This is a genomic window from Cognatundibacterium aquatile, assembly GCF_014699135.1.
Taxonomy (GTDB): Bacteria; Pseudomonadota; Gammaproteobacteria; order Burkholderiales; family Burkholderiaceae_D; genus Undibacterium; species Undibacterium aquatile.
On sequence record NZ_JACOFT010000003.1, the window covers coordinates 535,827 to 559,829 of the forward strand.

18 protein-coding genes are annotated in these 24,003 nt (G+C 49.9%); 11 read left to right on the forward strand and 7 right to left on the reverse strand.

Annotation, left to right across the window (positions count from 1 at the left end):
- Positions 1–58: 58 nt before the first annotated feature.
- Positions 59–625: a phasin family protein gene (locus tag H8K26_RS10925; protein ID WP_186883176.1), complete on the reverse strand. Its 567-nt coding sequence runs from the start codon at positions 623–625 to the stop codon at positions 59–61.
- A gap of 343 nt (positions 626–968) precedes the next feature.
- On the opposite strand from H8K26_RS10925, the gene H8K26_RS10930 reads away from it, so the two are divergent.
- The 3 genes from H8K26_RS10930 to H8K26_RS10940 all read left to right on the forward strand — a co-directional run bounded on the left by H8K26_RS10930 (position 969) and on the right by H8K26_RS10940 (position 3,229).
- Entirely contained in the window at positions 969–1,406 is a 438-nt protein-coding gene (locus H8K26_RS10930) for an acyl-CoA thioesterase (RefSeq protein ID WP_190479462.1), read from the forward strand.
- Entirely contained in the window at positions 1,406–2,101 is a 696-nt protein-coding gene (locus H8K26_RS10935) for a nitroreductase (protein ID WP_190479717.1), read from the forward strand. The genes H8K26_RS10930 and H8K26_RS10935 overlap by 1 nt, the downstream gene beginning before the upstream one ends.
- A 102-nt stretch (positions 2,102–2,203) precedes the next feature.
- Positions 2,204–3,229, forward strand: a complete 1,026-nt coding sequence (locus H8K26_RS10940; protein WP_370589891.1) for a serine hydrolase — start codon at positions 2,204–2,206, stop codon at positions 3,227–3,229.
- 226 nt (positions 3,230–3,455) lie between these two features.
- Here the strand turns inward: H8K26_RS10940 and H8K26_RS10945 are convergent, their stop codons facing one another.
- The 6 genes from H8K26_RS10945 to glnE all read right to left on the reverse strand — a co-directional run bounded on the left by H8K26_RS10945 (position 3,456) and on the right by glnE (position 11,714).
- The gene (locus H8K26_RS10945; protein ID WP_317889271.1) at positions 3,456–4,001 is read right to left on the reverse strand and encodes a cytochrome b/b6 domain-containing protein; all 546 of its coding nucleotides are present in this window, start codon (positions 3,999–4,001) and stop codon (positions 3,456–3,458) included.
- Entirely contained in the window at positions 3,985–4,257 is a 273-nt protein-coding gene (locus H8K26_RS10950) for a PepSY domain-containing protein (RefSeq protein WP_190479464.1), read from the reverse strand. The genes H8K26_RS10945 and H8K26_RS10950 overlap by 17 nt, the downstream gene beginning before the upstream one ends.
- Positions 4,258–4,293: 36 nt before the next feature.
- Complete coding sequence (locus H8K26_RS10955) at positions 4,294–4,977, reverse strand: Fe2+-dependent dioxygenase (RefSeq protein ID WP_190479466.1); 684 nt, start codon at positions 4,975–4,977, stop codon at positions 4,294–4,296.
- Between the two features lie 13 nt (positions 4,978–4,990).
- On the reverse strand, positions 4,991–6,172 hold the full coding sequence (locus tag H8K26_RS10960; RefSeq protein ID WP_190479468.1) for an alpha-hydroxy acid oxidase: 1,182 nt from the start codon (positions 6,170–6,172) through the stop codon (positions 4,991–4,993).
- Between the two features lie 75 nt (positions 6,173–6,247).
- Entirely contained in the window at positions 6,248–8,617 is a 2,370-nt protein-coding gene (locus H8K26_RS10965; protein WP_223826967.1) for a TonB-dependent receptor, read from the reverse strand.
- A 346-nt stretch (positions 8,618–8,963) separates the two neighbouring features.
- Positions 8,964–11,714, reverse strand: coding sequence for a bifunctional [glutamate--ammonia ligase]-adenylyl-L-tyrosine phosphorylase/[glutamate--ammonia-ligase] adenylyltransferase (gene glnE / locus H8K26_RS10970; protein WP_190479470.1), 2,751 nt, complete (start codon positions 11,712–11,714; stop codon positions 8,964–8,966).
- A 255-nt stretch (positions 11,715–11,969) separates the two neighbouring features.
- Here glnE and H8K26_RS10975 point away from each other — a divergent pair, with 255 nt between their 5' ends.
- The 8 genes from H8K26_RS10975 (at position 11,970) to bcsA (ending at position 24,001) form a co-directional block, all read left to right on the forward strand.
- Entirely contained in the window at positions 11,970–16,238 is a 4,269-nt protein-coding gene (locus H8K26_RS10975) for a YhdP family protein (RefSeq protein WP_190479472.1), read from the forward strand.
- Positions 16,235–17,032, forward strand: a complete 798-nt coding sequence (locus H8K26_RS10980; RefSeq protein ID WP_190479474.1) for a carbon-nitrogen hydrolase family protein — start codon at positions 16,235–16,237, stop codon at positions 17,030–17,032. The genes H8K26_RS10975 and H8K26_RS10980 overlap by 4 nt, the downstream gene beginning before the upstream one ends.
- Before the next feature lie 124 nt (positions 17,033–17,156).
- Complete coding sequence (gene tldD / locus H8K26_RS10985; protein ID WP_190479475.1) at positions 17,157–18,617, forward strand: metalloprotease TldD; 1,461 nt, start codon at positions 17,157–17,159, stop codon at positions 18,615–18,617.
- Between the two features lie 43 nt (positions 18,618–18,660).
- On the forward strand, positions 18,661–19,428 hold the full coding sequence (bcsQ, locus tag H8K26_RS10990) for a cellulose biosynthesis protein BcsQ (RefSeq protein WP_190479476.1): 768 nt from the start codon (positions 18,661–18,663) through the stop codon (positions 19,426–19,428).
- A gap of 476 nt (positions 19,429–19,904) precedes the next feature.
- Positions 19,905–20,396, forward strand: a complete 492-nt coding sequence (gene bcsD / locus H8K26_RS10995) for a cellulose biosynthesis protein BcsD (RefSeq protein WP_186883186.1) — start codon at positions 19,905–19,907, stop codon at positions 20,394–20,396.
- Between the two features lie 46 nt (positions 20,397–20,442).
- Positions 20,443–21,078: a cellulose biosynthesis protein BcsP gene (bcsP, locus tag H8K26_RS11000; protein WP_190479478.1), complete on the forward strand. Its 636-nt coding sequence runs from the start codon at positions 20,443–20,445 to the stop codon at positions 21,076–21,078.
- Entirely contained in the window at positions 21,075–21,842 is a 768-nt protein-coding gene (gene bcsQ, locus H8K26_RS11005; protein ID WP_190479480.1) for a cellulose biosynthesis protein BcsQ, read from the forward strand. The genes bcsP and bcsQ (H8K26_RS11005) overlap by 4 nt, the downstream gene beginning before the upstream one ends.
- Positions 21,843–21,901: 59 nt before the next feature.
- Complete coding sequence (gene bcsA, locus H8K26_RS11010) at positions 21,902–24,001, forward strand: UDP-forming cellulose synthase catalytic subunit (RefSeq protein ID WP_223826968.1); 2,100 nt, start codon at positions 21,902–21,904, stop codon at positions 23,999–24,001.
- The last annotated feature ends 2 nt before the right edge of the window (positions 24,002–24,003 follow it).

A 24,003-nucleotide genomic window follows, 5' to 3' on the forward strand; every position in this document is an offset into this window, starting at 1 on the left:
GGAAACTTCCGGGGCTTTTTTTACAACTGAAGCCCCTGAATGTCGGGGCCATGTACGTTTATTTCTTTGTAGTACGAGGAGTCGCTTTTTCTGTTGCTTGGGAGATTTGTGCGACTGTGTTGTTCAGATTAGCTTCTATTGCGTCCACTGCTTGTTTAGTGGTTTTACTTAATTGCTCATATCCGGAATTCATATTCGTGATCGCTGTTTTAAAAAACGAAACGAATTGTTCTGATCCTGCAGGCGCATTTTTCGAAACTTCATCAAACAATGCCTGAAACTTGCGATTGCTTTCTGTTATTTGTGCTTCTGCAGCATGCGTGAGTTCTGCTTGTGCGGCAGATGCTATTGATGTCAGATGGCGACTGTAATCGAGTAATTTTTCTGCACTTGGCTGAGCGTGTGAACTGCTCAGAGCAAAAAATTCCTGAGGATCTTTTGCTGCCAGCAATTGTTTTGTGGTTGCGGCAGATGATTCGAATGAGCTTTTAATTGCATTCAGATTCAATTCAATTAATTTCTCAACACCTTCGAAGGTTTTACCGCTCAGGTTAGAAAATAACGCGAGTTGTGCGTCTAAGTTTGCTTTAGTTGCATTGGAAAGTTGTTCAGGTACGGAAAACATGATGATCTCCTGTTTAAAAGGGCGAATCAGATAGAGGGTGTTTTCAGCATTTATTGAAACAGAACAAATACAATCGATAAATGCAGTCGTTCGTTAAATTTGTGCATTGCAGTAATTATTATATTGCTTCATCGCGCTTAATCAAGCGTAATTATGCAATTAATGCAATATTTTAACGTCTTCATTTTTGATCAAACTCTGACCTTGCCTGCCGAGTCAGGAGAAATGTCGATTCTCAATGCGTAGTCTCGCTTTTCTGTATGACAGGATAATGAATTTGTAAGCTTATGTTAGACTTTTATTCCAGACTATAGCGGCACCGAGCCGATGTTAAAGGGGACTAATGAAGATGCAAGCGAAAAGCCGTAGCGACTTCCGCCATTTCCATGAAATAACCACGCGCTGGATGGATAACGATGCGTATGGTCATGTGAATAATGTGGTGTATTACAGCTGGTTTGATACCGTCGTCAATGAATTTCTGATCAGTCATCAGGTACTTGATGTTGAGAAAAGTAATGTGATTGGGCTCGTGATAGAAACTCAGTGTAATTATTTCGCTTCCGTCGCTTTTCCTGACAAAGTGACCGCCGGTGTTTCTGTGAGTAAATTGGGAAATTCCAGTGTGCGTTACGAACTGGGTATTTTTAAAGCAGATGAGACTGAAGCGTGCGCACAAGGTCATTTCGTCCACGTCTATGTGGATAGGGCGAGCCGCCGTCCGGTCCTGCTCCCAGACGCTTTGCGCTTACTTTTGCAATCAATAAAAAGTGATTCATGATGATAGCTTCCCCCTCCCAGAAAATTGTTGACCAGATTATTACTGAACGCCGTTCGGTTCGTGCATTTTTACCTGATTTAGTGGCGTCCGAAGACATACAGCGCATTCTTGAGGTGGCATCGCGCGCACCATCCGGGAGCAATACGCAGCCATGGAAAGTCTATGTATTGACGGGTGATAGTCTGACGCAGCTGTCTGAAAAAATTCTGCATGCCCATCAACATCCCTCTGCAGAAGAGCCGCATACTGAGGAATATAATTATTACCCCGTAAAATGGGTTAGTCCCTATCTGGAGCGGCGGCGTAAAGTTGGTTGGGACTTATATGCCTTGCTTGGACTTGCCCGCGAGAATAAGCAAGGGATGCATGCGCAACATGGCAGGAATTATGCTTTTTTTGATGCACCGGTGGGATTGATTTTCACCATTGATCGCGTAATGGAACAAGGCTCCTGGTTAGACTACGGCATGTTTTTACAAAATATCATGCTTGCAGCAAAAGCCCGTGGTCTGGATACTTGCCCACAGGCCGCTTTTACCCAGTATCATAAAATTATCCGTGAGCAACTACAGTTTTCTGAAAATGAAATGCTTGTTTGTGGCATGGCTTTGGGTTACGCAGATACGTCGAAAGTGGAAAATACGCTGGTCACTGAACGTGAGTCTGTATCTGCGTTCGTTAAATTTTTAACATGATGTATTGCTTCAAAAACTTACGCTAAGTTATTAATTATCTTGCGATTTTTTTGAGATTTGCTAAACTGCATCAAATTTTTTGGCATATTTTAATAGGAGTTAGTGACAGTGAAATTTGCCCGTCAAGCCTTAATCCTCTCTTTTGTTAGCCTGTTCCCCGCCACGATTTTATCGGCGCAGGCGACCGAACATAAACACACCTCGCATAAGAAACATATTGTCCACAAAAAAGTGGTCAAAACAGCCGCTGCAAAAACGACTAAACGTTATGCTGTTGTTAACGGTAAACGCAGGGTGATCACTGAACGTGTTGCGGCGGCGCCTGTGGTGCCAGAAAAGCCCAGTGTTGGCGATACTGTAGGACTCAATCATTCACACGATCCTTTAGCTTTACAGTCAAACGTTGCCTATGTGGTTGATCAGGCGAGTTCTAAGGTCTTGTTTGAAAAAAATTCCAATGTATCTTTGCCGATTGCCTCCATTACCAAACTCATGACGAGTCTGGTTGTCGTCGAAGCGAATCAGGATTTGAATGAGCTGATAGAAATTACGACAGATGACATCGATAAAGAAAAGGGAACAGGCTCCCGTCTGAAGATCGGTGCGAAGTTGTCGCGCTCAGATATGTTGCATATCGCTTTAATGAGTTCTGAGAATCGCGCTGCATCGGCGTTAGGGCGGAATTACCCAGGTGGATTGCCTGCCTTTGTCAACGCGATGAATGCGAAAGCGCACCAACTGGGAATGTCGGAAACGCACTATGTTGATTCCAGTGGCTTATCGAGCCAGAACCGTGCGAGTGCAAAAGATCTGGTCAAGCTGGTTAATGCTGCGTATCAGCATCCTGTCATTCGCGAGTATTCAACCGACTCTAAATATGTGGTCAATCCTGGCGGTCGTCAGCTTGAATACGGTACCTCGAATAAACTGGTCTCGAATCCTGCATGGGAAATCGGTTTACAAAAAACCGGTTACATTGCAGAGGCTGGTCGCTGCCTGGTAATGCAGGCGATGATAGAAGGTCGTGCAATTGTCATGGTATTCCTTGATTCCAAGGGAAAATACTCTCGCCTGGCAGACGCTGGCCGTATTAAAAAATGGCTGGAAAGCGCTAAACCACAAGTCTGATTCTGCGCTTGATCAATACTGATTTAACCGATATCAGCACGGATGGCATCACCATATTTTTGTCTGTGATGCCATCAAATAACTTCTGATTATCCCCACATCTTCCACGCATCTGCATTACTTCATCAATATGTTTGAGGCTCCGCTGTAGCTAGCTCTGATATACGAATCCCTTGTTCATTGTTCTTATAGTCCAGTTTTTAGGGCTGACGTGCCTATTGAGTCGTCACTCAATATCATCGTCACCAGCGGGCGTTTTCTTTCCTGTGAGCATGGCGGCGATCAGGTTTTCATGATGCTGCCAACTGGTAAATAAGACGCCGCTGATATGCAAAGCAATCAGTCCGATTAAGGCCCATGCGATGCTGGTGTGTAGCAGCACCGGCCACGCATAGCCCCACAATAAATCGGTGGTCGTGAGCCAGCCGCTGACAACGAGCAGGCCGACACAGCTCAGCAATGCAATGACCATCCATCCGCCCAAGGGATTATGTCCCAGATAGCGAGCTGCATGACCTTGCACCACTTCACGCAGATATTGCAGCGTCAGCGGGGCAGGGCGAACGAATTGCCGGAAGCGGGCATAACGGTTGCCAGTAAAACCCCACAGTAGCCGCAGGAAAACGATCATGCCGGCACCGTAGCCAATGTATTCGTGCGCTGAGCCAGTACGATGGCTGCTGATCCAGGCTGCTGTAATCGTTGCAACCAACAGCCAGTGCAGCAGGCGTACTGGCAAATCCCAGACTGACTGCTTAATTTTCTTCAACACGCTTGAATGTCACTGGATCAAAAAAAGCCTCGATGCGCTTGCCTTGCGGATCTTTGGCATAGACTTCGTAGCAGCTTGAAGTCATTTCCATGCGGCGTATAACCCAACCTTCCTTGGTCAGTTTCTGGTGTAATTCCGTGTGTGGTCGCCATTCCGATTTGGGCTGGCTCGTACACTTCACATCTCCGTGGGCTGACGCATAGCTTGCTGAAAAAGCGAGAAGCAGCGGCATAATTTTTTTGATTATCGATGTCATACAAACTCCTTGGTGAAGGTAATGCTCAATGGTGATTCAGGTAATCGACCAGCGGCGCAGCAGGTTATGGTAAATACCCGTGAGTTTCAGCAAACGAGGATCATTTGCGTCAATGGATGGTGTCAGTTTTTGTATGGTTTGATCGAGGTCGAACAGCATCGCACGTTCGCCTTCATCGCTGATCAGGCTTTCTATCCAAAAAAATGAAGCGACTCTGGCACCTTCGGTGACTGGCATGACCCGATGCAGACTGGATGATGGGTACAACACCATGTCGCCGGCTTCCAGTTTGACTGCCTGCACGCCGAATTCTGTTTCGATCTCCAGCTCGCCGCCTTCATATTCATCCGGCTCAGCCAGAAACAATGTGGCGGATAAGTCGGTGCGCAGGCTCAGATTTGTGCCGGGTATCTGCATGATCGCACTGTCCACATGCGTGCCGTAGGTGCCGCCGTCAGCATAGCGATTGAATTTTGGTGGATATATTTTGCGGGGTAACGCCGCCGAGACGAACAGAGGATTATTCCCGAGCGAACGCAGAATATGGTTGCCCAGGCTGATTGCGACTTCAGTGCTGTCGTCAATCTGTGCATTACGTTTGACGTTACGCGCCAGTGTTCCTGCTGTTTTGGTGCCGTCATTCCACTCAGCATTATCCAGATAGTGACGGAATTGTTTTACTTCATCCTTACTCAATACGTGATCTATAGTAATCAGCATAATTTCATCTCATTTATTCGTGACTGTTGTCGTGAGGTGGAAAATCAGTCGACGTGGCCGACGTGCCACATCGCACTAACGCGCCTCGATTGATTTCCTTCAGTGTCGCGCAACCTGCCAGCGACATACATATTTCGAGTTCTTCACACAGCAGCTTGATCATGTGGGCGACGCCCAGAGCACCAGCGACACTCAGTGCGTACATTTGCAGACGGCCTATGAGAACGGCATCTGCACCCAATGCCAGGGCTTTGAATATATCGCTGCCAGAGCGTATGCCACTGTCAAGTAATAAGGGGAAACTGGTACCGACGGCAGCACGAATGGCAGGCAGCGCATCGAGGCTGGCTGGAGCGCCATCCAGACTACGCCCGCCGTGATTCGAGACGATGATGCCAGCCACGCCCATGTTTTGCAGTGCGCGTGCATCGTCAGGATGTAACACACCTTTTACCCAGACTGGCAGCGATGTCTGGGTCATCAGCCACTCAAGATCTTTCCAGGTTGGCGCGTCGCGCATGATGCCCTGAAAGACGCGGCTTTCACCGGGGCTGAGAGTGATGTTTGCAGGTGCAGTATGATCGCGCAGATTGGCTGCCACACAGTCTTGTGGCATACGAAAGCCTGCGCGCTGGGCGCGTAAGCTGGCAGCCTGAATCGATGCATCTAAAGTGACGACAATGACACTGTAGCCTGTATTTACTGCTCTGTTGATGAGATCCAGTGTGTCATTTTGTTGGGGCTGAAAATACAGCTGGAACCAGCGCGGCGAGCCACCATTACTGGCGACAGCCGCAACGTCTTCCATGCGGACGGATGACAGCGTGCTGCTGACCATACAGCTCCGCATCGCCTGCGCAGCACGGGCAGTATCTATTTCTCCGGCCGGATGAGCGAGTTGCTGAAACGCGACCGGTGCCATAAAAACCGGGTGGGGGAATGCTTGCTGCCCCAGCGTCAGCCGGGTGTGACCAGCGGTGACATCTCGTAGCAGACGGGGATAAATGGCCCATAGCGCGAAGGCGTTCAGATTTGCCGCGACAGTAATGTCGCGACCACAACCACCGGCAACATATTCATAATGGGGGAGCACCATGAATTGTTGCGCCAGACGCTCGTAATCCTGTGCGCAGCGTATGTCCGGTGGAATAGTGCTGAGCGCAGCTTGCGCCGTTGCGGTGGTTGTATTAGTCATATCAGCAAATGTCGGGCAAGTGCCCGACATTGTATCGAACGTTATGAAGCGTTGATGATGGTTTTTGCAGCGAACTTACATTTCATAGTTCAGCGTTAACCGGACTGCACGGGCATCGCCTTTATACAAGAACGAGCCAGAACGATAAACTGCCGTGTAGTAGTCCTTGTTCGTAGCGTTTAATACGTTCACGCGCAGATCCAGCTTTTTGGAAAAACGATACGCTGCAAATACATCGTAGACAGCAAATGACGGCACCGGTTGCGAGCAATAGCCAGTCGCAGTGTAACCAGCCGCAGTGTCTGGCTGACCACCACAACGGTCGCTTTCGTAGCGGGCAGTAGCACCGAACGAGAATGCGTTTGTCAATTGATACTTAGCTTGTGCAGAGAATGATTTTTCAGCAAAGTTACTCAAAGGACGACCAATATTTGATGCCGTTGCAGAATCCAGCACTTTTGATCGCAAAATCGCCAGACCGACTTGTGCTGACAGTTTTTCAGTCACATCACCAGCGAGGCCAAACTCTATACCTTGTACACGATTTTTACCTGTGTTGAATGTACCGATGGTGTCGTAATTGGCGCCTTCCATCACATCAGATTTTTTGGTCTGGAATATCGCTGCCGTTGCGAGTAATTTGTCGTCAAACAGATTCCACTTGGCACCCAGTTCCAGATTGATCGAGGTTTCAGGTTTAGCACCCGCGATCTGATTTTGATACAAGACAGCGCCACCGTAACCGCTGCTGGTACCAGCATCGGCTTCACCGCCGTTGATATCCTGTGCACTTGCCATGCTGCCGTAGACGATCAGTTTTGGCGTGACTTTATAGCTCAGCCCAAGGTGACCGTTGACCAGTGTATCGTTGTAGCTGTAGTCGCCAGTGATAGCGGCTGTAGTATTGTTGCGGCGGATCAGTGACAGGTCAAAATAATCGGCACGCAAACCGCCAAATGCAGTGAAGCGATCGGTCAGATCAACGGTATCCATCGCTGTCAGTGCGATCGTTTTTACCTGCCAGTTCTGAGTCCAGCCCTGACGGATGCCGTTGCGACCTGCGAGTGTATTCAGGTTGCTGACTGGCACACCATTACTATCAGTAAAGCAATAGCCGTTATTTGCACCGATACCTGCGGTTGTTTTACAGTTAAAAGCGCCGCTGTTGCTGACAGCGAAGTTACCAGAAACGACTTTATGATCGGTGTATTCTGCGCCGAAGATGAATTCGTGTTTCAGACCCATCAATTCTTTATCCCAGCGCAGATTGCTTTGGTGCGCGAAATAGTCAACGTCCTGCCAGCCGGTATGGCCGTTATCAAGCACACCTGTCGTGTACGCTTTGCCTGTCGCACCATCGTAACGGGTTGCACTGGATGCGCCGGTCGTGACATAGGAATTACCGGATTTGCCGTAACGTGTCAGGCTGTTGAGCGTGAGCGCCGGTGCGATTTTCCACTTGACGCGTGCGGTCAGCGTATCGACATCAGATTTCAGGAAGTCATTGGCTTGCGCATAGACCGGAACATTTTTTGCCGGAACGCGGTCAGGTACGGTGCCAACCAGATAGTAACCAAGATCCGGTGCTTTATCTTCGGTACGCAAACCGTAGTAATCCAGCGTCACAAACAGATTTTCATTAGCTTCCCACAGACCGGACAGTGCCACCCCTTTACGATTGCGGTTTGATGGTGAGCGGTCTGGTATGCCTTCGTCACCGTAGAGAACGTTGGCACGCAGGGCAAAGTTATCACCAAAGCCTTTGTTAATATCGGCAGTCACACGTTTTTGATTGTCGGTACCTGCACCGATAGACACTTTGGAGAAATCTTTATCTAAAGTTGCCTGTTTCGTGATGGCATTCACCGCACCGCCAGCACTGCCGCGACCGGCAAAGCTGGAGCTCGGTCCTTTGGAAATTTCCAGCTGTTCAATTGCGAAACTTTCGCGTGTCGTCATTCCCGGGTCGCGCAGACCGTCAACGAATACGTCACTACGGGCTTCCTGGCCACGAATGATGTAACGGTCGCCAAAGGCGTTACCATTTTCGCCGGTACCGAGGGTAATGCCCGGCTGTGCGCTCAGAATCTGTTTCAGTTCAGTCAGGCCGGAATCATCAATAGCAGCTTTAGTAATGACAGAAATGGTTTGTGGTGTCTCGGCCAGCGGGCGGGTGTGACGGGAATCTCCAGATGTTTTTGCTTTGTAAGGCACGCCCGATTCTGCATTCGGGTTCGGATCCAGTGCTTTGCCATAAATTTGCACTTCTGGCAGTGCCTGCGTTTTGTCATCGGCAGGTTTTGCTGGTGTTGTCTGCGCCATCGCCACTAATGGAATAAACATCGCGGTGGAAATGCCCATGGCAATGCTGGTTTTATTCATAGAGATGAATGTCGTGTCATTGATGCGTAGGCTATTTGGCTGGCGCGTTTGCTTATTTCTCAAGGTGTGCTCCTGGTTGAAGTTAAAGGTTTGCGCGTAGTGTAAACAACATTTTAATTAATGTAAATAGGAATTAGTCTCATTTGCATTGTTGTTACTTATTCCCTTGATAGTGCACGGTTATGGTATTGGCACTTGTGTGTGAGGTTTGGGCGCTGACATAGAGCCGTTGGGGGTGAAAGGGCGGCGCGCGCCAACGCATGTCTGCTGCCACGATTAACTGAGCAGGCTGCATGCGTTGGGAATGACACTGGAGGAAATGCCAGCGGATAGTCGCCGGAGTCAGATACAGGCCAAAGCGTTGCGATGCCGGCTGTGCCCTGTATCTGGAAGATAAGCTTAGAGGAATCTATGCCGGTGTGATGTCGTCGCCAAACAGCGACGCCCATAATTGCCGCGTTGCTGCTACTTCCTGAGTAACTTTGGTGACGGCGATGCGTGCACGGTCTTCCCCTTGCAGGCGGATGCCATGTTGCAATTTGCGCAGCCAGCGGTAAGCTTTGGCGGTTTTCCCGGCAAGATCGGCATCAATCAGACCGAGTTCGCCACATAGTTTCAGCAAGGCGATATTGCCGATATTGGCTGTGAGTTGCGGATATTGATGGGCATGTCTGAGAACCAGATACTGCACCATAAATTCGATATCGATCATGCCGCCAGCATCATGCTTGAGGTCAAATAATTCGCTGCGGTTAATGTTCGCATCACGCATTTTTTTACGCATACTGACGACTTCCTGCGATAACCCGGCAACATCTCTGGGCTGACGCAATACCTGATCGCGGATGCGTTCAAATTCCTGCGCGATCATGCCATCTCCAGCACAAAAGCGGGCGCGGGTCAGCGCCTGATGTTCCCACAACCAGGCGGATTTTTCCTGATAGCGGGCGAAGGAACCCAGCGAAGACACCAATAAGCCACTCGCACCGTCGGGACGCAGCGCAATATCAATGTCGAACAGTATGCCCGCCGGTGTATGGCTGGTCATCCAGGTGATGAAGCGCTGTGCGAGTTTGGCGTAATTGCCGGGCGCTTCCTGATCGTCATCGTCATACAGAAAAATCACATCCAGATCCGACGCGTAACTGAGTTCTTTGCCACCCAGTTTGCCGTAGGCAATCACGGCAAAACGCGGTACCTCGCGATGCCGGCTGGCGATGGTTTCCCATGCGGCTTGTATGGTTGCCGCTACGATCAGATCAGCGAGTCTGGAGAGTTCATCGGCCAGATGTTCTACGCTGAGTTGGCCTTCCAGATCTTGTGCCAGTAAGCGGAACTGCATTGCATGGTGCAGCTCGCGCAGGGTTTCCATCTGGCGTTCCGTGTCACCCTGGTGCTGGCTGAGCTGTCGCTTCAAATCCTGCTCAAAACTGCCCCAATCAGGACGCTGGTGCAGCGATGACTCATCGAGCAGTTCATCTAGCAGGATGGGATGGCGGGTCAGGAACTTGGCTGCCCAGTCGCTGGCTTCCATCATGCGGATCACGCGTGCCAGCGCATGCGGATATTCGGTCAGTAAAGAAAGATAGGCCGAGCGGCGTGCAATGGTTTCGAGAAAATCGAGCAGGCGGTTCCAGCAAGCCAGTTGCATTTCTTCTTGTCTGGCAATCTGGGGCAGCGCATTGTTGATCAGCGCAATCATTTTGTTGCGGCTGGATTCTGACAAACTCTGAATTTTCCCCGACTGCCAGCTGGCGATCAGTCTGCGTGCGACATCGCCCGCCTCATGAAAGCCCGCGTTGCTTAATTGTGATGTCAGTAATTCTTCGCTGTCGCTGCTGCCGAGATTGGCTGTCAGCAGATATTGGGCGGCTTCTGTGCTGTCGTCTGCTTTATCTTTAAAAATGGCGTCGAATTGTTCCGCGACAAAGGCGCGATGCGGCTGCAATTGCGTCAGCAGTTCTTCCACACTCTGGCAACGCATCATTTGCGCGATGCGCAACTGGTCTTCTGTTTGCGCCGGGAAAGTATGGGTTTGCGCATCATCCAGATATTGCAAACGATGTTCGAGGTTGCGCAAAAAAGTGTAAGAAGTAATCAACTGTTGCACCATCCGGGTGTCGAGTATCCCTTTTTCGGCCAGCGTCAATAAGGTATTGCGGGTCGAGCGGTCACGCAGGCTGGTGTCGCGGCCGCCGCGTATCAGCTGAAATACCTGCGCCAGAAATTCCACTTCACGGATGCCGCCGCGTCCCAGTTTGACATTGTTGCTGCGTTCCGGATGTTTGCTTTCCTGGCGTATCACTTCGGCACGGATCTGCGCATGCATGGAACGCAGCGAATCAATCGAGCCGTAATCGAGATAGCGCCGATAGACAAATGGGCGGATAATTTTTTCCAGCGTGGTTATATCTTCCGCTGTACCAGTCATGGCGCGTGCTTTGACCCAGGCATAACGCTCCCATTCGCGGCCCTGAATCAGAAAATATTCTTCGACCATACCAAAGCTGGCGACCAGCGGCCCGGAGGCGCCGTTCGGGCGCAATGCCATATCGACGCGGAAACTGAAGCCGTCTTCGGTCACTTCAGAAATCGCCGCAATCAGCTTTTTGCCGAGGCGGGTGAAATATTCATGATTCGACAAGCTGCGTTGCGTGCTGTCGCTGGTAACGGTGTCGCCATCTTCGGCATAGCAAAAGATCAGATCGATATCCGACGACACATTGAGTTCATAGCCGCCGAGCTTGCCCATGCCGAGCACGATCATTTCCTGCACGCGGCCGCTGTCTTCCCCGGTCGGTGTGCCGTATAAACTCTGCATTTCAGCGCTGAGTGCGGCCAGATGCTGCTGCACGACGAAGTCGGCAAATTCACTGATGGTCGTCACCACTTCGTGCATGTCTGCGTCGCCGCACAGATCGCGTTTGATCAGGGTGCAGACGACGAGGTTGCGCAAACGACGCATGGCTTTGTTCAGCGTCGCACCAGATGAAATTTCTTTTTGTAAAATCTGAGCAAAAATTGCCGGGGTCAAGGATAATCTTGAAATCTCGTCCAACATTGTCTGACGGTCGCTGCCGCCTTGTAGCCAGCGTTGCAGGAAACGCGATGCATTCAGAATATCGGGGATGTCAGCTTGGTCGGGTGGCGTGAGAGTCATAGTCAGTCGTCGGGAAAGCGCGGTGTCGCAGTGTTGCTTCGATTCTAAGTCATCTTGATCGGCTGCGGGCGTCTTAATCAAAGAAGTGTGAAGTTCCTCCCGGAAGGCGTAAATATACTCCGGGGGAGTATTATTTAAAGCCCAATGTTTCTGCGGACAATTGGGCGAAATGAAGAAAAATATAGGGGAGTATGTTGAAAATAGCGGTATATCCAGTGACCAGCGCCTTGTCGGCAGAATAGTGTCATTGCTTAAATGAAAACGGATATCCCCGCCTCTCAGCCTTCTGCTGCGGAAGATCAGGAGCCAGTATTGCCAGCACGCTCGCGCTGGCGTCGGCTGTCGTCGCATACTTTTGCCGCTTGCGGTGGCAGCATCCGCTTTGTTCTCCGCGCTGCTTTATTGCTGTACTTTGTGTTCTGCATCCTCGTATTGGTGCTGCGCTATCTGGTGTTGCCACATGTTGCCGATTACAAGCCGGAAGTAGAAGCGATGGTCAGCCGGGCGATCGGACGCGAATTGCACATGGCATCTTTACAGGCATCCTGGCAAGGGTTTAATCCGCAACTGGTATTGCAGAACGTGGAGATGCTTGATCAGCATGGCAAAGCGGCCTTGCGTCTGCCCGAGGTCAGGACGACGCTGTCGTGGTGGAGTCTGGCGCTGCTTGATCTGCGCTTCGACAAGATAGAGCTGCATCAGCCGGTACTCGATATACAGCGCGACGCCGACGGCAAATTGTATATCGGTGGGTTTTTTATCGATCCGAAAAAGAAGAGCGATGGCAAGGGCCTCGATTGGGTGCTGGCGCAGCATCAGATTGTGATCAAACAAGGCTTGCTGCGCTGGAATGACCAGGCACGCAACGCACCGGAATTACAGCTCAAGGATGTCAGTCTGATTTTGCGCAATCGCTGGCAGCATCATCAGTTTGCACTGCGCGCAACGCCACCTGCGGCATTGACCGCACCGGTCGATATTCGCGGTGATTTGCAGCATCCGCCATTTAGCCGGCAAGTGTCTGATTTCTCCAACTGGAGCGGTGAGCTGTATGCCGATCTGCAAAGTACCGACCTGCACGCGTTGCGCGCATATATTGATTATCCTGCCGATATCAGTCAGGGCTATGGCGCAGTAAGATCATGGTTGCGGCTCGATCGCGGCCGAGTTGCTGATGTCAGCGCCGACCTGAAACTTGCAGATGTGCAGGGGAAATTTGCCAAAGACTTGCCTGAGCTGGATATGGCAGAAATTCGTGGTCGGGTGACCGCCAGTGAAAAAGCCGATCTGGGGAAAAAGTATCTGCCATCTTTGTTCGGCAAAGCAGGACACACGATTGCACTCACCGATTTTTACATGAAAGCCAGAGATGGCGCGGTCATGCCAGCGACCACCATCAGGGAAAGTTTTACCCCCGGCATAGGAAACCAGCCAGCGAAGGTCGAGTTGTATGCCAAATTTCTTGATTTGCAAATTCTGGCCAATTTTGCCGGACATTTGCCTTTACCTGCCGATCAGCGGCAGATGCTGGCGGATTTTGCACCCAAGGGGCAATTAAAAGAATTCTCCGCTTCCTGGCAAGGGACTTATCCGGATGTCGCAGCCTACAAAGTCAATGGCGAATTTATCAATTTGTCCATGCAGCCGCAGCCAGCTCAGTTAGCTCGCGCCAAAACCGCAAAAACTCCGGCGAAAGCAGCAGTTCCGGCGATTCCGGGCTTTGAAAATTTATCCGGCACCGTGGATGCCAGTGACCGTGGTGGGGCATTTTCGCTGGATTCAAAAGACTTGTCCTTGCGCCTTGCCAGCTACTTCATTGATCCTGTCATGCCGTTCAACCGCTTGCAAATGCAGGCCAACTGGAAATTTCAAGCCGACGATAAGCTGATGTTTCAGATTAATCGTATGGACATGACGCAAGAGAGTATGCATGCCACTTTATCCGGCAAACACATCATGTCTATGCGTGCGTCGGCGCAGCCGCAGCCCGGTGACGTCGATTTAACGGCGCATATAGATGGTTTCGACCTGAAACAGCTGGATCGTTATATTCCAACGGTCGCCGAGCCGGATTTACGACATTGGCTGACAAAAAGCATCCTTGATGGGCGCGCCGACGATGTCACCGTGCGCATTCGCGGCGACCTCGCGCATTTCCCATTTTCAGCCAGTGAGCCTCATTCCAAAAACAAAGGTGAATTTCTGGTCAGGGGTAATCTGACTGGCGGCAAACTGGATTTCACTGCCGGTGAGCTGGCGGAAGGTGGCAAAGCGCCTTTATGGCCAGTGATAGACGATATCAAAGGGAATTTCATCTTTGAGCGCGCCAGAATGGAAATTAACGGCGATACGGCGAAAACCCTGGGCGCTGATCTGCGTAAAGTCAAAGCGGTGATTCCCGATTTATTAAGTGCGGGATCTGTCCTGAATATCGATGGCAACGCCAGCGGTCAATTGCAAACCATGCTGGCTTACGTCAGCGCCAGTCCGGTGGATGGCTGGTTGGGGCATTTTCTGGCGGAATCGAAAGCCAGCGCGACTGCTGGTCTGACTTTAAAGCTGCAATTACCGTTACGACATATGATCGACGCAAAAGTCAACGGTGTGCTGCAGTTTGCCAATAATGACGTAGTGCTGCAACCCGGCATTCCGCTGGTGACCGGCGTCAACGGCAAGCTGGAATTTAATGAGCGCGGTGTCAATCTCGGAACGCTGAAGGGAACTGCGTTGGGCGGGCCAATTGTGATTAGCGGCGGCTCGCAAAAAGATAACAGTATTCGCGTCCGGCTTGATGGCAGCGTCACTGGCGAGGGCTTGCGGCAGATGCTGCCAGCGGCTAATCGCGAGCAAATCAAGATTGACGGTACCAGCCGCTACATCGCAACGATCGCCGTGAAAAAGCAATTACCGGAAATCGTGATTGAATCAAATTTACAGGGAATGGCGCTCAATTTTCCTGCACCGTTGAAAAAAGGCGCGACTGAAGCAATGCCCTTGCGCATCGAATTGGTGCCGCAGATAAACACTGACACCAGTGTTCTGCAGGATGAATTGCGCATTCATCTTGGCAATGCAGTGCATGCAAAATACGTACGACAGAAAAGTACAGATAAGCAGGCGAGCTGGCAGCTTCTGCGTGGCGGCATCGGTGTGAATGTGCCAGCGCCTGAGCCTTTGCGCGGAGTGGCGGTCAATATTGAATCGAATGTACTGCATGTCGATGAGTGGCGCAGCGTCTTGAACACAGGTTCTGCTGGCCCGGCAATGGCGAATAACAATACGGCGACTTCTGCGCTGAACGGCGCTGCTGGCAAAGTGGTGCAGGGTGTCACCGCTTTAAATATTGCACCGTATCTGGATGTCAGCACCCTGGCATTAAAAACCGGTCAGTTGCATATCATGGGTAAGCAACTGGATCATGTCGTGATGGGGGTTTCTCATCATAATGATCTCTGGCAGGCGAATATCGATGCCAATCAGGTCTCCGGCCATATCAGCTGGAATGACGGCAGCGCAAAAGCTGGCGCTGCGGTAGCCGGACCGGGCAGCGTGACGGCCCGTTTAAGCAAGCTGATTATCCAGCAATCGGCGGCAAGCGATACGGGTGATTTGTTCGATGAAAAGCGTAGCAGTACCCAGATACCGGGGCTCGATATCGTTGCGGATAATGTTGAATTATTCAACAAGAAGCTGGGCAGATTAGAGTTGCAAGCCAGTAATCAGATGAGTGGCGCTTCCAGTGAATGGCTGCTCAGTAAGGTACTGTTGAAAAATCCGGATGCGGAACTCAGGGCGACTGGACGCTGGGGAAGTCGCACTGGGAATAGCGCCGGAAATAGCGTGACCCAACTCAATTACGTGCTCGATATCGCGAATGCCGGGCAATTGCTGGACAGGCTTGGGTTTGCCAATGTCGTGCGCGGTGGACGCGGACGTCTGGACGGCGACGTGAAATGGAATGGCTTGCCGTATGCGATGGACATTCCCAGCATGAGCGGCAAGGTGCAGCTCGATCTGGCCGCCGGGCAGTTTTTAAAAGTCGATCCAGGCGCTGCGAAGTTACTCGGTGTGCTGAGTATGCAGTCGTTGCCGCGACGTCTGACTCTGGATTTCCGGGATATATTTTCTGAAGGATTCGCTTTTGATGCGATTACCGGCAGCGCACAAATTCTGCAGGGTGTGGCACGTACCGATAATCTGAAAATGCGCGGAGTGAATGCGACCGTGGTGATGGCTGGCAACGCGGACATCGTGAATGAATCTCAGCAATTGCATGTTGTGGTTATTCCTGTTATCAATGCGGGTGCAGCATCGGTTGTGTATGGGCTGGCGGTCAATCCCGTTATCGGCTTAGGTACTTTCCTGGCGCAATTATTCTTACGTGAACCGCTGGCAAAGGCTTTCACCTTCGAATATATGGTGAGCGGCCCGTGGAAAGATCCTCTGGTGAAAAAAATTGAACGTCAGGAAAATCAGGACGTTGCAGGTGAGCATCGCGTGCAAGATGCCAAGAAAGGTGAATGATGAAAGTTGCAGCTATACAGATGGTTTCTTCCAATGCTTTGGCCGACAATATGGCAACGGCAAAACGCCTGTTGATCGCGGCGGCAGGCGAGGGGGCTGGATTATTGTTGCTACCGGAATACTGGCCTTTAATGGGTTTGCAGGATACCGACAAACTGGCGATCGCCGAACCTGCCGGCAGCGGCATTATGCAGGAATTTTTAGCCGATATGGCGCGTTCACTAAAGGTCTGGATCATCGGCGGCACAATTCCGCTGCAGTCAGCTGAAGCCGGCAAAGTCATGAATTCGACCCTGGTATTTGACCCGCAGGGCGTGCAGCGCGTCCGCTACGACAAAATCCACTTATTTGGTTTTTCTAAAGGCGAGGAGTCTTACGAAGAGGCGCGTACCATTACTGCCGGCGAACAGGTAACCACCTTTGAAACTGAGGCCGGCCGGGTAGGCCTGTCTATTTGCTATGACTTACGCTTTCCGGAATTATTCCGTGCGATGGGACCTTGTTCCCTGATCGTTGTTCCTGCTGCTTTTACTTACACCACAGGTCAGGCGCACTGGGAAATTCTGTTGCGAGCCAGAGCGATAGAGAATCAGTGTTATGTTCTGGCATCGGGGCAGGGCGGCAAACATCTGAACGGGCGTCGCACCTGGGGACATAGTATGCTGATTGACCCTTGGGGTAAGATCGTCGCAGAATTGCCCGAAGGTGAAGGCTTTGTCAGCGGCGAAATAGATGCTGAACTGTTACATCAGATCCGCACCAGCCTGCCCGCGTTGCAACATCGGAAATTATAGTTGCCCTCCAGCTTACCTCTCAGGGCGGCTCAACTTCAAGTGTAAGTTATCAGCATACTGTTGTCGTCGCTGAGTTGTTTTACAATGCATATATTGCATTCTTTTGTATTGGTTAATCTACTTTATGAGTTCTTCAAATTCAGCCTTGAACCACCTTGCTATTGCTCGCGACATTTTATTGACGCCATTTGGTCTGGACGACCATAAATTGTCGAAAGTGCTTGGTTCTATGTTCACTCACCGTGTGGACTATGCTGATCTGTATTTTCAGTTCACTCGCAGCGAAGGCTGGAGTCTTGAGGAAGGTATAGTCAAAACCGGCAGTTTTTCGATTGATCAGGGTGTTGGTGTTCGCGCTGTTTCAGGTGATAAGACCGCCTTTGCTTACTCCGATGAAATTTCTGAAAAGGCTTTGTCTGATGCTGCCAAAGCAACCAGAACGATTGCAGTTCAGGGCGCTGGCAAAATTAAAGTGGCTTCCGCTTTACACGGAATTCAGGGGCGGGATTTATATTTGCGTGATGATCCTCTGCATTCTCTCGATGCCAATGAGAAAGTGCGTTTGCTTGAGCGTATAGAAAAAATGGCGCGGTCAAAAGATCCGCGCATCGTACAGGTGATGGCATCGCTGGCTGGCGAGTATGACGTTATTCTGGTTGCCCGCAGTGATGGTGCGCTGGCGGCAGATATACGCCCTCTGGTGCGCGTTTCCCTGACCGTGATTGCTGAGCAGAATGGTCGTCGTGAGATGGGTTCCAGCGGTGGCGGTGGTCGTTATGATTACTCTTATTTTTCCGATGTCTTGCTTGAACAGTATGCAGATGAAGCCGTGAAATCGGCGCTGGTGAATCTGGATGCCCGTCCTGCACCAGCAGGGCCGATGACGGTCGTGCTTGGGCCAGGCTGGCCTGGTGTGCTGCTGCACGAAGCGATAGGGCACGGTCTGGAAGGTGACTTCAATCGCAAAGGATCAAGTACGTTTTCTGGCCGTATCGGTGAGCGCGTTGCGGCAAAAGGTGTGACTGTCGTTGATGACGGCACGATGCAACATCGCCGCGGTTCGCTCAATATTGACGATGAAGGTAATCCTACGCAATGCAGTACGTTGATTGAAGACGGCATACTGAAGGGATACATGCAGGACACGATGAACGCGCGTCTGATGAAGATGGCCGTCACTGGTAATGCCCGGCGTGAATCGTTCGCGCATTTACCTATGCCGCGCATGACCAACACCTATATGCTGGCCGGAGATAAAGATCCGGCAGAGATTCTCGCTTCTGTGAAAAATGGCTTATATGCAGTGAATTTTGGCGGCGGTCAGGTTGACATCACCAATGGCAAATTTGTGTTCTCTGCCAGCGAAGCTTACATGATAGAAAACGGTAAGCTTAGTTATCCGGTCAAAGGCGCAACCCTGATCGGTAACGGACCTGAAGTACTTAACCACGTGTCTATGATAGGTAATGATTTACGCCTCGATTCCGGTATTGGTGTTTGCGGCAAGGAAGGACAGAGTTTGCCGGTTGGTGTTGGTCAGCCGAGTCTGCGTATTGATGGTCTGACAGTCGGGGGCACTGCGTAACGCTGATTATTATTTAACTAGTATTGATTGAGGGCGAGGTTCCATGTTTGTGATTGCTGTCGTGTCAGCAAAAGGTGGCGTAGGGAAGACTACCCTATCAGCCAACCTTGCGGTTGGGATTGCTCAGCGTGGACACCCCACTCTGGTGGTTGATCTCGATCCGCAAAATGCACTCCAATGGCATCTTGGCGGGTTGGATCAGAACGAATGCAAGGGGATCAGTGCATTGACCGGTACACGCACCAGACTTGCAGGTGTGACACATGCCAGCCCTTATCATGTTTATTTTTCTCCTTATGGACGAGGGGGAGAGGTGCAGCGTCAGCGTTTTGAGAGCATTCTGGAAAAACAAGATGATTGGTTACGTGGTAAGTTAAAAAAAGCGAATTTGTCAGAAAACGCGATTGTGCTATTGGATACCCCGCCTGGGCCTTCCGTATATCTGAAACAGGCAATTCATGCCGCAGATTATGTTCTTGCCGTGGTGCTGGCTGACGCGGCGTCGTACTCGACCTTGCCAGAAATGGAAGAACTGATCTCTGCCTATAGACCACCAAGTGCGCAGATTGCAGGATCCGCTTATGTGATTAATCAATCGGCAAAGCGGCAGTTGGCGCAAGATGTATTAGCACTGTTTCACACACAATTAGGTGAGCGTATGGTGCCTTGGGTCATACCGGAAGACGCTGAGGTTGAAGAGGCTTTGGCCTACGAGTGTCCACTTCTGCATTATCGCCCGGATAATCCGGCCACAAAGAAAATACAGTCTGTCGTCGATTGGCTACTTTTGCATGCCCCAAAATCTCATTGAATGAAAAAATTTCCTCCTCTTTTTTCCTCTGCTTGAGTGGACGGTTGGACGACATCCGCCCTGTATCTGTAGATCTGCCCCACGAAAAACCTTTTGCGTTTGCCAGCTTATATGGATAGTTACTCCATATAAGCGAGCTATCAGAAAATAAAAATCAATTAATTGCCAATGTAATAATGTTTTTTATCATGTGTCATGGTCAAATGTCGGGTAATTGTAAGCAAATGAAATGACTATTTACTTCTGACGGATTCTGATCTAACGCAAACTAATGTTTTTGCTTTGAAACTTATTGAGAAAAAATGACTCTGCATTGATGTTTGGATATTCCTAATTATAAATTGTTGACATTTGTTTACTGTGTATCGCTAGACGAGCAATTCTGCAGGGTGTTAAAGTTTCAGGCGATGAATCTGGCTTTGTTGCAGACGCCGGGTGCAGAAAGAACAGCAAAATAATGAATGGAAGTGTTTAGTATGTTGAAGAAAAATCTGCAGTATTACGAGTCTCAACAGTGCTCGAATCAATGGAGAACATTTCTTGCTGCGTTTTCTGCTGAGTTTGCCTCTAAAGGCGAGGTGTCTGATTTGCGGGCGTTTATGTATCAGATGGGACGGACCATGGCAGCCGCTTTTCCGGCGCTCAACGGCAGTAGTTTGCAAGTACTTGAGGATGGTATTAATTCTCACTGGTCGCAAATCGATTGGGGCTGGGTGGAACTGATAGAGCAAGCAGAGAGTCTCGTTGTTGAGCACCATGCTTCTCCGTTGAAAGTGGCTTTTGGTGAGGATGCGTTGGTATGGTCGTCCGCGCTACTCGAAGGTGTTTATGCACAATTGTTTGATAATCTTGGAATGGACAAATCACTTTGCTTAACGCAGCGCGGTGATGCTTTGGAAGATGGTCAGTTGTTTGTTTTTGAACTAAAGAAACAGCTCAATGAGCCGACATATTTCACGCGTCGTTGATTGTCGGATAAAGATGTATTAAGTATTGAAAAGGGCTGTAAAGATTATGGATGATGACGTTAAAAATCTTTTTCAAAAGTTTGGGCAACCAGCGACAGCATACCAAGAGATAAATCGAGACGTGGAGAGTGAGCAGGCTAAAAAGCGCTGGCCGCTTTTACGTGATGTCAGGGTGCATGCAATTCCTGACAACTCGATGCCCGAAGACATGGAGCCGCTCCCGGTGCCGCAAGCCTCGCCATCAATAAGGCCAGAAATTATGCCCGGAACTGATCGTAAGCCAGTGTTAAAAGAAAGTATTGGTAGCAGTTCTCATGGAGCGAGTGATATTTTCGGCAGAAAACAAGACCTTACACCGACAGAGTCGGTCGTTGCTGTTCCTGAAAAGATCAATGGTTCTGCAAGCTTATTCAGATCTGAGCGTCAGCAAAAAACCACTTTATTCCAGACGGATGAGCAGCTGCAACAAAACAGCAGTTTGTTTCGCCGTTTGCCTGTGGATGCAGTGAGCGCGCAAGGGAACGGATCGGGCTCTCAGGAAAAAGTAGCAGTTTTACCTGTTCATGCAGATAAACATCAAGCTGTCTCTGACATTTTTAAACGACTGGCTAAGCAGCCGGAGCCAGCTAAAACCGTCGATACGCCAGTGAATTCCTTTTTCAAAAAAATCTTCAAATCATGAGGATAGTTGCAGTCATTTCTCCCAAAGGAGGGGTAGGAAAGACAACGGTCACGGCGAACCTCGCGGCATCGCTTGCGCGCATGGGCGCTAAGGTAGTTGTGTTAGATTTGGATCCGCAGAATGCGCTGAGATTGCATTTCGGAATACCTTACGAGGATGCTTCCGGAATCGCGATCCGTAATCTGGCAGATGATCGCTGGTCGCACGTGTTGTACCAAAGTACTTATGGCGTTGACTTCTTACCATATGGAACGGTGGAAGAAGATCAGCGGGCGATATTTGAAGATGCGGTCAGAGAAAATCCGGATTGGTTGCTTTCTCATTTGCAGAATTTATTTCTGGAACCGGAGACCGTCGTTTTAATTGATACGCCGCCGGGTCCAAGCATTTATTTGCAGCAAGTGCTCAGTGTCGCGCATATCGGGCTGGTTGTGCTGAAGCCTGACGCTGCTTCATATTCGACTATCCCTTCGATTGAGTCCTTGATTCAATATTACACCGCAGGAAGAAAAGACTTTCTCGGCTACTGTTACGTCTTGAATCAAATGGATGCCTCAAGACAATTATGCCGTGATGTCCATGGCATGCTGCGGACAACGCTGGGAGACAAATTTGTTCCTTCCACGATACATAAGGATGAAGCCGTGAGTGAGGCGCTGGCGTGCCAGATGCCGGTTTCTTACTACGCACAACACAGTTCAGCGACACATGATGTGCAGCAACTTGCTGCATGGCTGCAGGAAAATTTTGGACTGATTGATTAATGCGCTCAATACTGAACTCCAGATATTTATACGGCCGGCTCAATGAGTTTGGGCGATTGATGGTTAACTGGTCCGGGTGGAATTCGAAGTTGCCCCGCGTGTTGGCGTTGATTGTTGCCGCCGTGCTGTTCTGGATTTCGATCAGTATTCCAATGGAATTGCCATATCAGACTTTTTTCTCGGCAGTGATATTTTCTACCGCGATGTATTTACGCCGGTACACAGGAACGCTGATTTCACTGATCATGGTGATGTTTTCCGTCAGCGCAACCAGCCGTTATATTTACTGGCGGGTCAATTACACGATAGATACTGAAAATCTGGTCGATTTGTTTTTTGCGCTGGTACTGATTCTGGCAGAAGTTTACGCGTGGCTGGTGTTGCTGTTGGGATATCTGCAAACTGCCTGGCCTCTGAGGCGCAAACCTGTCATCTTACCGACCGATACATCAAGCTGGCCAGTTGTTGATCTGTTTATTCCGACATATAACGAAGATTTGGCAGTCGTCAAACCGACCGTGATGGCGGCGATGGGCATAGACTGGCCAAAAGATAAATTGAATATCATTATTCTGGACGATGGGCGGCGTCCGGAATTTGCTGAGTTCGCTGAGACGATTGGTGTCCAGTGTTTTACGCGCTCGGATAATAACCACGCCAAAGCAGGCAACATTAACGCAGCGCTGAAGCGCACCACGGGTGAATTTGTCGCGATTTTTGACTGCGATCACATGCCGACCCGCTCGTTTTTGCAATACACGATGGGATGGTTTCTGGTCGATCCGAAACTGGCGATGATACAGACGCCCCATCATTTTTTGTCACCCGACCCGTTCGAGAGAAATCTGCATACGTTCCGACATGTACCCAACGAAGGCGAGCTGTTTTACGGCTTGATTCAGGATGGAAATGATTTATGGAACGCGACTTTCTTTTGTGGCTCCTGCGCTATTTTGCGGCGTACTTATCTGGAAGAGATTGGTGGTATCGCCGTTGAAACCGTGACTGAAGATGCGCACACCGCATTAAAAATGCAGCGGCTTGGATATAACACGGCGTATCTGGCACTGCCACAAGCGGCGGGACTGGCAACCGAAAGTTTGTCTGCACACGTGGGGCAACGCATACGCTGGGCGCGTGGAATGGCGCAGATTTTCAGGGTCGACAATCCTTTGTTCGGTAAGGGGCTGACTTTTGGTCAGCGACTTTGCTACAGCAATGCGATGCTACATTTCTTTTACGGTCTGCCGCGCATGGTTTTCCTGTTGGCACCCATCTCGTATCTGTTTTTTGAAGTTCACATCATCAAGGCATCAGCGATTTCTATTGCGGCATATTCGTTGCCACATTTGCTGCACGCCAACTTGACCAACTCTCGTATTCAGGGCGCTCACCGGCATTCATTCTGGGCTGAAGTCTATGAGGCAACGCTTGCCTGGTACATCTTCCGGCCAACGATGGTGGCGTTGATTAATCCAAAATTAGGTAAGTTCAACGTAACCGCCAAAGGTGGTTTAGTTGAAGAGGAGCACTTTGACTGGGTGATTTCCAAACCCTACCTGGTGATGCTGGCCTTGAATATTTTAGGTTTCATCGTCGGTATCGGACGGGCTATCTGGTGGAATAGCTATGAGCTCGACACAGTTTTGCTGAACATGTTATGGACGATTTATAACCTGATTATTCTTGGTGCGACTCTTGCCGTGGCAACCGAGTCCAAGCAGGTACGGCGCTCGCACCGCGTCCGTGCAGAGTTGAGCGCCACATTGCGTTTGCCAAACGGACACTCCTTTGTTTGTCAGACCGAGGATTTTTCTATGGGCGGAATGTCACTCAAAGTACCCGAAGGCTTCAAAATGGAGAAAGGCGAAGAGGCAATGATTTCGCTGTATGGTACGAATGGCGAATGTTTATTTCCATCGAAAGTTATTTTCTCAAAAGAGAATTTATTGAGTCTGCAATTTCTGGATCTGAGTTTACAGCAACAGATGGATCTGATCAGTTGCACAATTGGCCGGGCAGACGTTTGGTTGAATTGGTCCGAGGAACGCGATCTGGATCATCCTTTGAATGGTTTAAAAGAAATTGCCTTTCATAGTATGCGTGGTTTTATCCGGTTCGGAGCCGGATTGAGGCAATACTTAGGAAAAAGCGCTTAGCA

Coding starts and splice junctions, on each gene's coding strand:
- H8K26_RS10925 (WP_186883176.1), bottom strand. CDS start 625: ATGTTTTCCGTACCTGAACAACTTTCCAATGCAACTAAAGCAAACTTA.
- H8K26_RS10930 (WP_190479462.1), top strand. CDS start 969: ATGAAGATGCAAGCGAAAAGCCGTAGCGACTTCCGCCATTTCCATGAA.
- H8K26_RS10935 (WP_190479717.1), top strand. CDS start 1,406: ATGATAGCTTCCCCCTCCCAGAAAATTGTTGACCAGATTATTACTGAA.
- H8K26_RS10950 (WP_190479464.1), bottom strand. CDS start 4,257: ATGACATCGATAATCAAAAAAATTATGCCGCTGCTTCTCGCTTTTTCA.
- H8K26_RS10955 (WP_190479466.1), bottom strand. CDS start 4,977: ATGCTGATTACTATAGATCACGTATTGAGTAAGGATGAAGTAAAACAA.
- H8K26_RS10960 (WP_190479468.1), bottom strand. CDS start 6,172: ATGACTAATACAACCACCGCAACGGCGCAAGCTGCGCTCAGCACTATT.
- glnE (WP_190479470.1), bottom strand. CDS start 11,714: ATGACTCTCACGCCACCCGACCAAGCTGACATCCCCGATATTCTGAAT.
- H8K26_RS10975 (WP_190479472.1), top strand. CDS start 11,970: ATGAAAACGGATATCCCCGCCTCTCAGCCTTCTGCTGCGGAAGATCAG.
- H8K26_RS10980 (WP_190479474.1), top strand. CDS start 16,235: ATGATGAAAGTTGCAGCTATACAGATGGTTTCTTCCAATGCTTTGGCC.
- tldD (WP_190479475.1), top strand. CDS start 17,157: ATGAGTTCTTCAAATTCAGCCTTGAACCACCTTGCTATTGCTCGCGAC.
- bcsQ (WP_190479476.1), top strand. CDS start 18,661: ATGTTTGTGATTGCTGTCGTGTCAGCAAAAGGTGGCGTAGGGAAGACT.
- bcsD (WP_186883186.1), top strand. CDS start 19,905: ATGTTGAAGAAAAATCTGCAGTATTACGAGTCTCAACAGTGCTCGAAT.
- bcsP (WP_190479478.1), top strand. CDS start 20,443: ATGGATGATGACGTTAAAAATCTTTTTCAAAAGTTTGGGCAACCAGCG.
- bcsQ (WP_190479480.1), top strand. CDS start 21,075: ATGAGGATAGTTGCAGTCATTTCTCCCAAAGGAGGGGTAGGAAAGACA.
- bcsA (WP_223826968.1), top strand. CDS start 21,902: ATGGTTAACTGGTCCGGGTGGAATTCGAAGTTGCCCCGCGTGTTGGCG.